This window comes from Planctomycetaceae bacterium (assembly GCA_041398825.1).
Lineage (GTDB): Bacteria > Planctomycetota > Planctomycetia > Planctomycetales > Planctomycetaceae > F1-80-MAGs062.
In genome coordinates this window covers 128801-142683 of record JAWKTX010000013.1, presented here as the reverse complement: position 1 = coordinate 142683, position 13883 = coordinate 128801, and the positions used below count along the sequence as shown (strand labels likewise).

At 54.4% G+C, this 13883-nt stretch carries 11 protein-coding genes; 6 read left to right on the top strand and 5 right to left on the bottom strand.

Going from position 1 to position 13883, the window contains the following annotated elements; genetic code table 11:
- Positions 1 to 171: 171 nt before the first annotated feature.
- Positions 172 to 1581: a rhomboid family intramembrane serine protease gene (locus tag R3C20_21400; protein ID MEZ6043064.1), complete on the top strand. Its 1410-nt coding sequence runs from the start codon at positions 172 to 174 to the stop codon at positions 1579 to 1581.
- Between the two features lie 83 nt (positions 1582 to 1664).
- Here R3C20_21400 and R3C20_21395 read toward each other — a convergent pair whose 3' ends face one another.
- Positions 1665 to 1790 carry a hypothetical protein gene (locus tag R3C20_21395; protein ID MEZ6043063.1) on the bottom strand — a complete coding sequence of 42 codons (126 nt, stop codon included), beginning with the start codon at positions 1788 to 1790 and terminating at the stop codon, positions 1665 to 1667.
- A 65-nt stretch (positions 1791 to 1855) separates the two neighbouring features.
- Entirely contained in the window at positions 1856 to 2590 is a 735-nt protein-coding gene (locus tag R3C20_21390) for a dihydroorotate dehydrogenase electron transfer subunit (GenBank protein MEZ6043062.1), read from the bottom strand.
- A 443-nt stretch (positions 2591 to 3033) separates the two neighbouring features.
- Between R3C20_21390 and R3C20_21385 the strand changes: the two genes are divergently transcribed.
- From R3C20_21385 to R3C20_21375, 3 genes are read left to right on the top strand one after another with little or no spacing between them, the layout of a single operon-like run.
- Positions 3034 to 4317, top strand: a complete 1284-nt coding sequence (locus R3C20_21385; protein MEZ6043061.1) for an FAD-dependent oxidoreductase — start codon at positions 3034 to 3036, stop codon at positions 4315 to 4317.
- Complete coding sequence (locus R3C20_21380) at positions 4283 to 5476, top strand: FAD-dependent oxidoreductase (GenBank protein MEZ6043060.1); 1194 nt, start codon at positions 4283 to 4285, stop codon at positions 5474 to 5476. The genes R3C20_21385 and R3C20_21380 overlap by 35 nt, the downstream gene beginning before the upstream one ends.
- A complete protein-coding gene (locus R3C20_21375; GenBank protein MEZ6043059.1) occupies positions 5443 to 7281 on the top strand; it encodes a GntP family permease in 1839 nt (612 codons plus the stop codon). The genes R3C20_21380 and R3C20_21375 overlap by 34 nt, the downstream gene beginning before the upstream one ends.
- A gap of 150 nt (positions 7282 to 7431) precedes the next feature.
- Here R3C20_21375 and R3C20_21370 read toward each other — a convergent pair whose 3' ends face one another.
- The gene (locus R3C20_21370; protein ID MEZ6043058.1) at positions 7432 to 8487 is read right to left on the bottom strand and encodes a hypothetical protein; all 1056 of its coding nucleotides are present in this window, start codon (positions 8485 to 8487) and stop codon (positions 7432 to 7434) included.
- A gap of 476 nt (positions 8488 to 8963) precedes the next feature.
- On the opposite strand from R3C20_21370, the gene R3C20_21365 reads away from it, so the two are divergent.
- Together R3C20_21365 and R3C20_21360 are read left to right on the top strand one after the other, a co-directional pair.
- Positions 8964 to 9902 (top strand): SMP-30/gluconolactonase/LRE family protein, encoded by a 939-nt coding sequence (locus R3C20_21365; protein MEZ6043057.1) that lies wholly within the window; start codon positions 8964 to 8966, stop codon positions 9900 to 9902.
- A 105-nt stretch (positions 9903 to 10007) separates the two neighbouring features.
- On the top strand, positions 10008 to 11201 hold the full coding sequence (locus R3C20_21360; protein ID MEZ6043056.1) for a calcium/sodium antiporter: 1194 nt from the start codon (positions 10008 to 10010) through the stop codon (positions 11199 to 11201).
- A 12-nt stretch (positions 11202 to 11213) separates the two neighbouring features.
- On the opposite strand, the gene R3C20_21355 is transcribed toward R3C20_21360, so the two are convergent.
- Both R3C20_21355 and R3C20_21350 read right to left on the bottom strand, forming a co-directional pair.
- Positions 11214 to 12503 (bottom strand): CCA tRNA nucleotidyltransferase, encoded by a 1290-nt coding sequence (locus R3C20_21355; protein ID MEZ6043055.1) that lies wholly within the window; start codon positions 12501 to 12503, stop codon positions 11214 to 11216.
- Positions 12504 to 12670: 167 nt separating this feature from the next.
- Positions 12671 to 13780 (bottom strand): Gfo/Idh/MocA family oxidoreductase, encoded by a 1110-nt coding sequence (locus R3C20_21350; GenBank protein ID MEZ6043054.1) that lies wholly within the window; start codon positions 13778 to 13780, stop codon positions 12671 to 12673.
- Positions 13781 to 13883: the final 103 nt, after the last annotated feature.

The window sequence follows — 13883 nt, the reverse complement described above, 5'->3', positions numbered from 1 at the left end:
CTGAAACTTGAACCCATCGCCTCAAAACATTCCAGCCAGAGACAAGATTGCTGATTGCTGTGCATCGTACGCACTGAGTAAACTTTGGGAGACAATTTGATCCGATAGAAAGATCATAACGTTCACCCATCGGTTGATTCTCGGACAGACCGGTCAGGAACAAACACGCGCATGTTAATCCCCGTCAGCACCGACGCCCCGATTTATCATTTTCCGTGGGGAACGATTGTTCTGATCGTAGCCAACGTCGTGTGTTTTGTGGTCAATGGCGGAGGTTACATCGATGACGGAAGGCTGGAGCCATGGATGCTGGAATACGGAAACGGCATCAACCCACTCGAATGGTTGTCTTCAATGTTCGCCCACCATGGCGCGATGCACTTAATTGGCAACATGATATTTCTTTGGGGATTCGGCCTGGTCGTAGAGGGCAAACTGGGGTTCCGCCGATTCCTCACTCTGTATCTTGCCATCGGTCTGACACAGGGGGCCCTGGTTGACTTACTCACACTGCACCGAACGGATGCCTTCGTCCTGAAGCACGTGATCGGACCGGAATTTGGAATCGAAAACATCGATGAACTCGCCGATCTGATTGCTTCGGATGAAATTCCGCAGCAGCAGGCCAGGCTCTACGCGGCGGAAATTATTCAGGCAGCCAGGGGACGTTGCCTGGGCGCATCCGGCGCCATTTTTGGGGTGATGGCGGTTGCTCTGGTCTGGGCTCCAAAGAATGACATGAGCGTTCTGATGTTCCTGGCGTTTCGTGTGTTCTTCTTTGATATCTCGATCATGTGGTATTCGATCCTGTACTTCGGCATGAACCTCTTCGGCGTGCTGGTCGACCGGTTCGAGATGGACACTTCCGGATTGCATATTCTGGGTGCGATCGTTGGGTTTGGCGCAGGTGTGGTCTATCTGAAAAAGGACTGGGTTGATTGTGAAAACTGGGACCTGTTCGCAGTGCTGAGCGGAAAGTACGGACGCTTCGCGCAGGAAGACTGGGCTCTGGGCGCGCATGGTCGTCCCGACAAGGACTACTCCAAAATCCCGTTGCCGGGCGAGGCCGTCGAAGAAGATCCGGAACCACCTGCCTCCACTGCTCAGAGTGCCGGGAGCAGGAAACGTCAAAAGGAACCTGTGGAAACGTCAGTCGGCGCGCCAGCCTTCCCGGTCACAAGGAACATGAGGCCCATCGCAAACGCGATCGATGAAGGCGATTTCATGGGTGCCTCGAACATGCTGTTCGAATTAAGAATGGTGGATTCATCTTCCCTGCTGGATCCAGACCGGTTAAAGGCTCTGTCTCTTGGGCTGGTTCGTGCGAATGTACTGGAAGAAGCGGAGGTCTATCTCCAGGAATACATCGAACGGTTTCCTGATGACAACATCTGGGCGACGCTTCGGTTGGCCCACATCCTGATCACGGCCCAGTCACGGCCTTCTGCCGGACTTGAGATGTTGCGAACGCTCAAGGGCAAACCGCTCAGCGACCAGCAAAAAGACCAGGCTCGCAAGCTGATGAATTACGCAAAAAAGCAAATCGCCCTGGGCGTTCAGGATGCCGAACCCGAATGGTAGTCGCGGTCTGTTTGAAGATCGTGGCGAGTTTGAAAATCGCCCCGCAGCTTGGCCAACGCTGACCAATCAGGTTTCAAGCGTCATCAGAGCAGAAGTCGTTCTGCCGGGAACACGGGGCCCTCAACACAGGTACGGCGATAGTCCCACGTTCCATCCTCTTCCCTGACGCGCGTCACGCAACTGAAACATGCACCGAATCCACAAGCCATCGGAGTCTCCAGGGACAACCAGCAACGAACTCCGGCCTTTTCACAAACGTCAGCAACCACTTTCATCATCGGTTCGGGCCCGCAGCAATAAACATGGACGTGCGACGCCACATCTGTCGGAGACTCCTGAAGCGCACGGCCAACTGTTCTCGCAGCAAGTCTGTGACGAATCCGTGATGGCCGTGGCTTCCATCGTCCGTTGAGATCAAAGTTGACAAACCGGGCAATCGAAATTCTTCCAGGCCCGCCAGATATTCCTCTGATCGAACACCATAGCACAACGTCACCGATTCTGGTTTTTGCCGTAACTGCCGGCTTTCGTCTCCGTATGTTGCCAATCCCAGAGCTTCGCGTGCCACGCCAAGAAATGGTGTTTGCCCGATTCCGCCCGCAACCATCACCAGATGTCGGCACGCTGGCAGAGGAAATCCGTTTCCAAGTGGCCCCCAGATCTGAACCGAATCACCCGGCTGCCACTGGCTCATCAAAGATGTCATTTTGCCAACGCGCACAAAGCCGAACTCCACGCCGTCGGCATTCCCGTTTTCGTCTTCGAATATGTCGAACAAAGCGAAGGGTCGCCCCAGCAGAGGATCCGTTCCATGGGGCGGACGCACCATGAAAAACTGGCCGGGCGTAATTCGCCGAGCCAGCGATGGCACCCTGATCTTTACAGCCCAGGTTTCTGTGGCCAACCTGCGAACCGAAATCACCTCGCCGTCACATTGCAGTGCGTGCGGCACCATTCCGGGAAGTTGATTTTCACATGAATCATTCTGTGAGCAGTCAGTGGGTGTCATACTTCACATTCCCGTTTCAGCGCAGCAGCGATGACATCGCTTCAAAGGTCGCATTGAGTACAGATGTCGGATGAGACGGGAATCTAATTGTTCTGACCGGTGAATTGAACGTTCAGCCGCACAGCACAATTGCATTTCCCCCAGACAGTTGTGACGAATTCGACCAGGTCAGATTCCACACCAGGGATCAAATTCACGGCTGTGCCTTCGAAAGCAGCTTCTTCCACAGGACTGAGGACCATCGACTACTTGCGTCCGGGGCCATGAGGTGTTAACTGTCCGTTGAAAAGCCGGGACAGAAAAGCAGGACGACTGGAAACCGTCGTGTTTTAAGGTCTCCTGCACGAGCCAGTCCCGGTTTTCAACAGGCCGTTAAACGGACACCTGAACGGACTTGTCTGCGTTAGATTGTCATCTGAAAGCCGGGAGAATCTCCTTCCTTCATGAAAGTCATTCCCATTTTTCCATGTCGAAACTCAGCTCAACTTTTGCTTTCGATAATCCTGTTCGCTTCGTCACTTTCATCAGCAAAGGGCAGCGAACGGTTCGATGTCATTGTTTATTCGGCGACGCCCGGCGGAATTGCGGCAGCAATCGCAGCTGCTTCAGACGGTTGCAGTGTCTTACTGGCTGAACCAACGCACCGAATCGGTGGTCTCGTAACAAGTGGCCTGTCTCATACCGATTTCCATTCCCGCGAGAGCCTGAGCGGTTCGTTTCTGGATTTCGCAAATCGTGTCGAACAGCATTATCGGGACGCGTTCGGACCTGAATCACAGCAGGTAAAAGACTGTTTTGGAGGAGCCTTCGGTGAGCCGAAAGTGAACCTGCTGATCTACCAGCAGATGCTCAATGAGCACCCTGCAATCCGTCTTGTGACGAACCGGAGATTGAAGTCTTTAGAACTCTCTGCCGACGGTCATCTGATCAAATCTGTCTGTTTATCGGGAGAGAATGAAGAGCATCACTTCCATTGCAGTGTTGCCATTGATGCGTCGTACGAAGGCGACCTGATGGCCGCAGCAGGAGTTCCATGGCGAGTAGGGCGAGAAGGCCGTATGGAATATGGAGAAGCACTCGCCCCCGAAGAACCAGACGACCAGCTGCAGGCGTACAATTTCCGTTTCATCATGACGAAGGATCCATCGAATCGGGTCACTCCAAAGATGCCGGAAGGATACGACAGAAACAACTTTGTGGGTGTGATCCCGGCACTGCAGTCTGGCGCGATTACCAGGGTCTTTGATTATCCATCGCGATGCATCTTCAAAGCCCAGACTCCACCGCTGCCCAATGGAAAGTATGACATCAACGATGTTTCCCGAAACGTTGTTCGACTGTCACTCCCCGGCCAGAACCTGGGATGGCCAAACGGAAGTCTCGAAGAGCGGACGCAGATCTTTCATACTCATCTGACGGACCAGGCAGGCCTTCTGTATTTTCTGCAAAACGATGCCGCGGTTCCTGAACGGTTTCAGACAGAAGCACGAGAATGGGGATGGTGTCGAGACGAATTCGAAGATTCAGACCACCTGCCGCCGCAGCTTTACATTCGCGAAGCACGGCGTATGATCGGGCAACATGTTTACGTCCAGAAAGACAGTGAATACATGACTGGCGATGCTCGAGCGAAACTGCACATGGACAGTATCGCTATGGCAGATTACGGCAACAATTGTCACGGCACTGCCCATGTCGGAACCCGCACCCGGCCGACACACCGGTGAGTTTTATAATCCTGTTCCACCATACCAGATTCCTTATGGCGTGATCGTTCCAATGGAGATGCAGAATCTTCTCGTGCCGACGGCGGTGAGTTCGTCGCACGTCGGCTTCTGCGCTATTCGTCTCGAACCTGTCTGGACTTCGCTGGGACAGGCAGCCGGGCATGCTGCATCCCTGGCGGTGAAGAATCATCGTGCAGTCCAGAACGTAGATGTTGATCTGCTGCAGCGGCGGTTGCACGATGTCGGGGCAGCAACCATTTATATCAGCGACGTACGACCCGGACATCCGGATTTTCAGGCCGTACAGTGGTGGGGAATCAGAGGAGGGCTCCACGGGTTGGCGAAATCACCAGAGAAGCCAGGGCAACGCGGGGCCACGCTGCACGGACAGTACTGCATGGCAACACCTGATCACGCAGCAGAACTGCATCGCCCCCTGGATGCGTCGACTCGCCAGCGCTGGAAAGTCATTGCCCGGCAATCGGGCATCTTGGACGAACATCTTCCAAAATACGAGCAACTCACGCGGGGCGAATTCATTCGAGCCGTCTATTCCGCAGCCAACACCGCAGACAACCGGCGGTCAGGTCAGCAAGTCGGTCCGAACACAACGCGTCCTGCATTCATTGTTCCAAGACTGAATCCGAGAGCTCTCGACAATTCCCACGCACCGGGGGAAGTTGATAACGAATTACTGGCCTCGAAAGTTGTCATGAATATCGCGACTCTTTCTGGAATTGTGGTGGACGATTCGGAAGCAGTTCTCGAGGGAGACTGGCAGTACTCAACTCACACGCCCCCTTTTGTCGGTCGTAGTTATCTGCACGACATGAATGCCGGGAAGGGTGAAAAGTCGATTACGTACACACCCACCATTCCGGAAGCCGGTGTCTACGAGGTTCGCGTTTCACATTGCTGTAATATTCGTCGGTCGACCAATACGCTCATCACAATTCGACATGCAGACGGCGACACCAGTGTTCGCATCAATCAGCAGGAGACACCGGAATACGGGGGCCTCTTCAAGTCATTGGGAACATTTCGATTCGAAAGTGGCCGATCTGGCTGGGTTCGTGTGTCGACTGAAGGCACAGATGGAAAATATGTGATTGCGGATGCCGTGCAATGGCTTCCCGTTTCGCAGGAGAATTCAAAATAATGCTGCAGGCTCCAACCGGCCTCATTCTTGTCGCAGGGCTTGTTATCGTGATCGGTGGCATCCTGTTTGTTCGCCTGCATGCATTTGCAGCGTTGATTCTGGCGGCATTGGCGGTGGCCGCAATGACGGGCACAGACGCAATAGTCCGCTCGCAGCTGTTGAGTGACAGCGTCGAGCTGAACTTAGTTGCACTGGAATCATTCTCTGAGGATGAAACGAGGGAGACTGCTGCTCCGATCGTCTCCACAACCCGAAAGATTTCCTCAGCAGAAACTTTTCGTCCCCTGCCATCCCGAGGATGGCAGGCTGATCAATATCGCGACGCTCAGTGGATCCTGCGACCGGTTGAGGCACCAAACGGATCGTCCGATGCTCTGCACTTCTACGAATTGATCAGTTCTGATGACTCTTCCCCCGTTCAGAATACCGCCATCCCGTTTCCCGAAGAATCGGTTTCTGGCTCCGGTGCGTCCCTGCGGATTGCTCCGACAGCGAAATTCACGTCAGCAGAGAAACTATCAGCGCAATCTCCGATCGCTCGGGTGACCGACGCTTTCGGAAATGCTGCAGGGAAACTTGCCATCCTGATCGTCGCCGCGTCCATGATTGGGTTCTGCATGCTGGAGAGTGGTTCGGCCGACAAGATCGTGCGGTCCGCGATGTCGCTCATGGGCGAGCGAGCAGCACCAGTCGCATTCAGTTTCAGCAGTTTTCTGCTTGGCATTCCGGTGTTCTTCGACACTGTGTTCCTGTTGATGATACCGCTCGCCCGGTCGCTCTTTTATCGCACTCGCAAGAACTACCTGCTTTATGTGCTGGCCATTGTTGTTGGAGCGACGATGTCCCATTCACTGGTGCCGCCAACCCCAGGCCCACTGATGATTGCCGAACAATTTCAGGTTCCCGTTACGTCAATGATCTACGGGGGAATCATTGTCGGGGCGTTTGCTTCGACATGTGGTCTGCTGTTTGCATTCTGGGCAAACCGAAAGTGGGAGCTGCTGCCACCGCAGGTGGACGACGGAACAACGCGTCAGCATGATCCATCAGAAGACGCAGACACGAGTGCGTTGCCCTCAGATGCAACGACAGACCGGAGAATCCCTTCACTCGTAGAATCACTTCTCCCCGTCATTCTTCCGGTGGCATTGATGGCATTGGGAACGGCGATTCGGACGAATGATGCGGGCGACGCCGCGATCTTCGTGTTTACTTTGCCCAAACAGATCCTGCCGGTTCTGCTGGCCGTTTGCGAACGCAATACAGCACTCATCCTCGGTGCGACGATTGCAACTTCAACCTATGTGCGAATGAGACAGCCATCGCGTCAGCAACTGTCAAGAGGCATGCAGGCGTCCGTCAGCAGCGCGGGCACAATTATCCTTGTGACTGCCGCTGGCAGTGCTTTTGGAAAGATGATGCAACAAACCTCCGTCGCAGAATTGCTTCAACAGATTCCTGCAGCGTCTCCCGTTTCCATTGTCGTAGCCGCGTTTCTGGTTACAACCGCTGTGAGAACAGCGCAGGGTTCGGCAACCGTGGCAATGATGACAGCAGCGGGCGTCTTTGGTGGCCTGGTAACATCAGGCGCCGCCGGCGTGGCTCCACTCTATGTGGCACTGGCTGTTGGCTGTGGATCAAAACCCTTCAGCTGGATGAATGACAGTGGGTTTCTGGTGATTACCAGGATGAGCGGCATGGACGAACGGCAGGGCCTGCGTTTTGTTACAACAGTGATGGCCGTCGCCGGATTCGGTGGATTGCTGGCGGTGATTCTTGGGGTCTGTTTTTTCCCAAACATTTGACCCGGGCACGCCAGTGAAGTTCCAGAGAAAGTGTCTCGGATCATGGACCATGCGGTCCGTGGCCGGAAAAGCCAGGCAATCGTTCGCCTGGCCCTCGGCCACGGTTTCACGTCATGGTTTGGCGATACCCCAAAGTGCCCGAGGCACCAACTAGTACCGAATAATCCAGTCCACCGTCAGGCGGTCGTCAAAAATGTCACGACGATCGGTGAGAGGGGCTTCCCAGGCCACGCCAACTTCTGTGTTTCCACTTGGCTTATACTTAACGCCAATTGCGGCCGTGACGATATCATGCCCGGCGACACCCTGTGAGCCCAGATTGATGATATCGACACCTTCGACAGCCAGAGGAAATGCACTGCCGCTGGAAAGCCAGTGGTACCAGTTGCATTCGCCCAGCAGGTAGAATGGGCCATTTCCAATTCGTCGGTCAATATGATTTGACCAGTACATCGAGGTACTCTCAGCAGCGCGGTCGACAGGAAGACGAAACCCGAGACCGGACAACAGGTGGTAGTCATCCATGATTGTTGTGCCGCCGGTTCCGAAGATGTGGAATTCCCCATCGCCGTTCCCCTGCAGCGCTTTGCGGGAACCCCAGGGAGCTTCGTAGGTTGCCCCAACACTGAACAGTGTCTGAGACGCCACGTCTCGATACAGGTTCACTTTCAAACCAGCAGCGATATCCGCCCAGCCGTCACGCAGAAGTGGATTGTCAGTGACCAGAAAGCCGTCCTTTGTTGCGATGATGGACACGTTTTCTGAAATGGCAGCTCGAATCTGCATTGCATACAACTGCGCGGACCCGGCACCCAGCGAGTTTGGCAATGTATGGTGGGCAAAGATCAGGCGTGCTTCTGTCAGTGTACGAGGATCTTCGAAGAAGACGGGATTGGTAATTGGACTGATAAAGCTGTCGAAGCAATGGTCACTTGGCTTGATACAACTGCCGATGCTGCCGAGACCACCGAACAGGTCTGTGCAACCAGCCCCGCAACTCTCTCCGCAGGAATCAGACAGCAGATCGCAGCATCCATCGCCGGGATCCGTGCAGGTTTCACCGCAGATGCCGTCAACCGCACATCCTTCGCCGCAGGAACCTCCACTGAGGAAAGGGATGTGGCCGAAGAGGCCCGTTCCCGCATTCGCGTCGCTGGAAGAGAACATGATCAGCAGAACGAATACTGCTAACGCTCGTTTCACCATTGATTTTTGTCTCCTTACCTGAAGTATCGCCGTTGCTTCCGTTTGATTTTGCTCTTCTTCCAGCTTCCAGCGCCAACTTCACCTTGTGGCGCCAACATCGATCAGGCCCCGGAATGATTTCGGCAGAGCCTGAGAAGGTTTCTGCAAATGCAGAACGAGCAACACCATTGAATTCGAACAACGCTCACTGTGCAGTTGATGTGCGAGAGGAGTGCACATTGGTGAAATTTCTTCCAGCGACGGGTTATTCAGGTCAGGTAAAGTTCGCATGAAGGAGAGTCCCCCAGCCGGTCAGGGCTGTGGTGGCCGAAGGTTCATCTCTGGACAGTCTTATCCAGAACCAAAGCAGAAATGCGTGCGTCTGGTAGCGCGGTGTTCGCGCAATATTTGCTGATTGGGTTCGCGAACTTCAGCTGAGCCATTACGATCACCGGCAGGAGTTGCCAAAACAGTGTTTGATACGTGAGGACAGTGTGATGAATCGTTTTTCCGGGAGTTTATTTTCCGCCGGGCTGGCGGGGGTCATGCTGGCCGTCACGGGTTCCTCGTCGACTGCGGATGACCTTGCTTCAAAAATCGGTCCAGTCGGCGAAGTGCAGCGTTTGCATACCAACTTCGGATTTACCGAAGGACCGGCGGCGGACGGAGACGGCAATCTCTACTTCACCGATATCCCCAACAATCGAATTCACAAACGAGACTCCAGGGGCAGGCTGACCGTGTTCGTAGAGCCATCTGGCCATTGCAATGGTTTGTTGGTTGCAGGAAATCGACTGCTGGCATGTGAGATGGATGGAAGACTGAAGCAATACACTCTGTCGGATGGAAGTGAGGTTTCGCTGGCAGATAAATTCAATGGTGAACGATTCAACGCCCCCAACGACCTTGTGATCGATCGAACCGGAGGGATCTATTTCACGGATCCTCGATTTCGGGCTCCGGAACCGTGGCCACAAAAAAAAGAAGCCGTTTATTACAGGGATGCTCAAGGCAAAATCACCCGTTTAATCGAGGACCGGAACGCACCGAACGGAGTGATCCTTTCTCCCGACGAGAAGACTCTATACGTCATTCCAAGTATGGAAGAAGAGATGTGGGCTTATGAAATCACATCTCCCGGCAAGCTCGGCGAGGGCCGGGTCTTCTGTAAGCTCAAACAGCCGGAAGGAAAGTCCGGAACGGGTGGGGACGGTCTGACGGTGGATACAGAAGGTAACCTTTACATAACGACGGCGCTTGGCCTTCAGGTCTTCGGCCCGGACGGCAGTGCTATCGGCACGATTGCATTTCCCGAACAACCAGCGAATGTTGCATTCGGAGGTCCGAATCATTCCACACTTTTCGTCACGGCCCGAACATCGCTTTACGCCCTGGAAGTTAAGGCCAAAGGACACGTCTTTTCCGGTAAGCAGTAGTCGCGCGCTGGCGCGAATGCGGGAAATGGAATTCATCGCCTGGACACAGTAATTTCTGTCTCCGGACCGGGAACAGGTTTTCGATAAGGACGAATTCCGGCATCCATGGGCCCGCGCTGTGTTCTGACTGTTCAAACACTGCAACAATGGTCGGTCTATGGTGTTGCAGGCATTCATTCCATAATTTCGGAGCTTCCGTTGACCGTTCTGATACTCATAGTCGGCCTGGTGATTCTGACGGTTGGCGCTGAAGTTCTGGTTCGAGGAGCATCCCGACTGGCTATTGCCTGCAGGATCTCGCCGCTGGTTGTAGGATTGACGGTTGTTGCGTTCGGCACCAGCGCACCCGAATTGGTTGTCAGCATGCGGTCGGCATTGGGCGGCGATCCCGAGGTCGCTGTGGGCAACGTCGTCGGTAGTAATATTGCCAACGTCCTGCTCATCCTCGGACTGGCTGCACTGATCACACCATTGACGGTGTCGCAGCAGCTGATTCGGCTTGATGTGCCCCTGATGATTGCGGCTTCGATGGCCGTTGCGGTGATGGCCTGGGACGGCAATATCTCTCAGATGGAAGGGGCCGTGCTGTTTGCTGCTCTGATCTGGTACAACGTTTGGGTCGTACGGAAGAGTCGGCAGGAGAGTAAAGCCATCGAAGAAGAATATGCGAGGGAATTCGGCAGCGTTCCTCCGGATGGCGCGACGTCAAAGATGATCCTGACAAATGCCCTGCTACTGGTTGCAGGCCTGGTAATGCTCGTCGTCGGGGCCAACATGTTTGTATCGTCGGCGGTCACAATCGCACGGACACTGGGCGTTTCGGAGCTGGTGATTGGCCTGACTCTGGTGGCCGTTGGAACATCGTTGCCGGAAGTCGCAACTTCGCTGGTGGCGGCCTATCGAGGCGAACGAGATATCGCCGTCGGGAACGTTGTTGGTAGCAATCTGTTTAACATTCTGTGTGTGCTGGGATTAACAGGCACTTGCGTTAAGGGTGGCATTCCCATTCCGGAATCTGCAGTCACGTTTGATATTCCGGTGATGATCCTGGTGTCGCTCGCCTGCCTTCCTGTGTTTGTCGCCTTTCACCAGATCGCCCGCTGGGAAGGATTGTTATTCCTGCTGTACTACATCGCTTACAACGCCAACATCGCTCTAACAGCCATGAATTCACCCAAAGTGGAAGCGTTACATTTTGCGGTAATGTGGATTGCAGCGCCGATTACAGTAATCGCATTCATTCTGAACTACGGATTCCATCGCGCCACGAATCGCCCGCCGGATGCCCCACAGGAGTAGGCATGCTGCGTCTTACCTGGAAAGTTCAGCAGCCAGACGCCGCGCTTCTCGAAGCGCATCTTCACGCGATGTAATCTGTTCATCCAGCTGCAGGTTCCGCACACAGCCCAGAATCTCTCGGAATCGAGGCCCGGACGGGACGGACATCGCATGCAGATCAGCGCCAGTGATCAACACCGGCGGATCCAATAACGAGCGGTCCACAGCACCAAGATACTGTCGACAAAACCGGCTCGACGAGGGAGTTTGTCCGCTCGCAAGACTGGTTGCCTCCGACAACGATAACAGCAGCTCACAATTGTTACTGGCAAGCAGCGGCTTGAGCTGATGAAGCGGAAGACTGGACACGCGATCCATAAGTTCCATCGATTCGATGAGCCACAGGATCGTATCCGTCTCCGCGTTGGAGAGCTTGAATCGTTTGCATTCTTCTTTTACCGCATCAATGCGCTGACTCCGACCATACTTGTTCAGAAGACCCGTTCTGAACATCGCTGCCAATGACGACTCAAAACTGCTGTCATGCAGATGACTCAGGATCAGTTGCGCGACATCAGTACTGAACGCGTCAAACCATGGGAAAAGCACCCCCAGCAGTTTTGTTTCGAACAACAGGCGAAACGCTAATGCTCGCTTCTGGTGCGACAACATGCGTTTCAGCTCCTGAGTGATACGTTCGAAGCTGACCTGGGTGATTTGATGAGAAAGACTGGTGACAGCACCTTTGGTCGAGTCCGCTAAGTCGAATCCAAAAGTCGCCGCGAAACGCACCGCCCGAAGCATCCTGAGTTTGTCTTCGGTAAATCGATCGCCCGCATCGCCAATCGCTCGAACGATACCGTCGGCCAGGTCCCGCCGGCCATCCACATAGTCCAGAACGCATCGATCGACCGGGTCATAGAACATGCCGTTGATGGTAAAATCGCGACGCTGCGCATCTTCCTCGGCAGAACAGAACCGGACCGATTGGGGCCTCCTGCCGTCCAGATACTGCCCGTCGCTGCGGAATGTTGCGACTTCCACCTGGCCTGCTTCGCGATTCGGCCCCAGCACCATCACAACGCCAAAACTTGCTCCCACGGCCACCGTACGGCGTCTGCCAAAGAGTTCGATGACCTGTTCCGGCCGTGCATCGGATGCAACGTCGAAATCCTTTGGAATCTTTCCAAGCAAGCCGTCTCTGACACATCCGCCAGCCCAAAGCGCCTGAAATCCGGCTTCACGCAAACGGAGCACAATGTTCAGCGCAAACTGAGCCTGAGGCGACTGAAGATCGGGGTTTTCAAAGAACGAATGGTGCATCACGAACAGTCAGGAGTTTTCTCAGGAAGCCTTCGAAGCACAGTCTTTGCAACAGCGCAAAGATTCAGCAGGCATTCGCAGCCAGGATGCAGCGGATGCTGCCAGACTCTTGCCAGAGTGAAAGTGCTTCGAATTCGCAGGAACACGTTTCCGGTCTGAAATTGCTGTCAAATCTCAGGTGCGACAGCCATGCCACCGTTGCGAGCCGAATTCAGCGCGGCGTCCATCACCAGTTGAGTCTTCAGCGCGATCTCCGGCCAATGGTTGTCTCGCTTGCCGCTCAGCACAAGAGACGCAAAATTTCTGAACAGGTTCGCTTCCTGAGCCTGCGGCATATTGTTGCTGTATTCCCGCACCGCGGTTCGTTTTGTGTGCCCCTCCATATTGAAGCGGCAGCCATCGACCACAAACTTGTGACTGCTGGTGGTAAAACTCACCTCACTTCCAAATTGCGGCAGGACAAAATCTTCAACATGCAGGTACCCCTGAGTCCCGCTGACATTCACCCATTGCTGGTTTTCCGTTCGGAAGGAATTGTAAAAGGTGGCTGAAACTCCGCTTGCGAAATGAAGTTCGCCCTGGAATTCCATCGGCACTTCTTCCGGACTGTCGGATCGTTTTGTGCCGTGCAGAATTCGCCCGCGGACCTCGGTCGGCATTTCGTATTTCATCACCCACAATGTAAATCGAATTGTGTACCAGCCAAGATCTCCCAGGCACCCCGCCGGCTCCAGGCTCGAAGTTGCTCGAATATTGCTGGCAACCCATTCATCCGGTGCGCAGAAGCTGAACTGGCTGGCAATGCGTCGGATGGTTCCGACAGACCGACCATCGTCCAGTGCTTCCCGCATCGCGGCCATGCGATCACTATGCATAAACATGACGCCGTCCATGAACTGAACCTGGTTGCGTTCGCAGGCATCGATCATCGTTCGCAGGTTTTCCGCGGCAACACCACAGGGTTTCTCAACCATGACATGTTTGCCAGCATCGGCTGCTCGAATCACCCATTCTGCTCGCAGCCCCGTTGGCAGAGGTACATAAACGGCATCGATACCGGGATCGGCAAGAAGCTCCTCGTAGCTGCCGTAAGCTTTGACATCCTGCGGAACTGGCACCGACGCCGAACACTCGTCGATAAACCGCTGAGCCTTTTCAATGGAACGGCTGGCCACGGCGACCACTTGTCCATTGCCTGAATTAGCGATCGAGTGCCAGTTTTTTTGTGCAATACCAGCGGTACTCAGGATTCCCCAGCGGCAGACCTTTTCAGACATGTTCTTGATATCCCGTGCGAAGTCGAAACGAATGGTGGATCTTTGAAAGAATCGGCCGGTTGTTATGCCAGATCGCATTCCGGGTCAAGCAGAGGTCACCGTC

Coding starts and splice junctions, on each gene's coding strand:
- R3C20_21385 (MEZ6043061.1), top strand. CDS start 3,034: ATGAAAGTCATTCCCATTTTTCCATGTCGAAACTCAGCTCAACTTTTG.
- R3C20_21360 (MEZ6043056.1), top strand. CDS start 10,008: ATGGGCCCGCGCTGTGTTCTGACTGTTCAAACACTGCAACAATGGTCG.
- R3C20_21365 (MEZ6043057.1), top strand. CDS start 8,964: ATGAATCGTTTTTCCGGGAGTTTATTTTCCGCCGGGCTGGCGGGGGTC.
- R3C20_21370 (MEZ6043058.1), bottom strand. CDS start 8,487: ATGGTGAAACGAGCGTTAGCAGTATTCGTTCTGCTGATCATGTTCTCT.
- R3C20_21350 (MEZ6043054.1), bottom strand. CDS start 13,780: ATGTCTGAAAAGGTCTGCCGCTGGGGAATCCTGAGTACCGCTGGTATT.
- R3C20_21375 (MEZ6043059.1), top strand. CDS start 5,443: ATGGCTTCCCGTTTCGCAGGAGAATTCAAAATAATGCTGCAGGCTCCA.
- R3C20_21395 (MEZ6043063.1), bottom strand. CDS start 1,790: ATGGCTTGTGGATTCGGTGCATGTTTCAGTTGCGTGACGCGCGTCAGG.
- R3C20_21380 (MEZ6043060.1), top strand. CDS start 4,283: ATGTCGGAACCCGCACCCGGCCGACACACCGGTGAGTTTTATAATCCT.
- R3C20_21355 (MEZ6043055.1), bottom strand. CDS start 12,503: ATGCACCATTCGTTCTTTGAAAACCCCGATCTTCAGTCGCCTCAGGCT.
- R3C20_21390 (MEZ6043062.1), bottom strand. CDS start 2,590: ATGACACCCACTGACTGCTCACAGAATGATTCATGTGAAAATCAACTT.
- R3C20_21400 (MEZ6043064.1), top strand. CDS start 172: ATGTTAATCCCCGTCAGCACCGACGCCCCGATTTATCATTTTCCGTGG.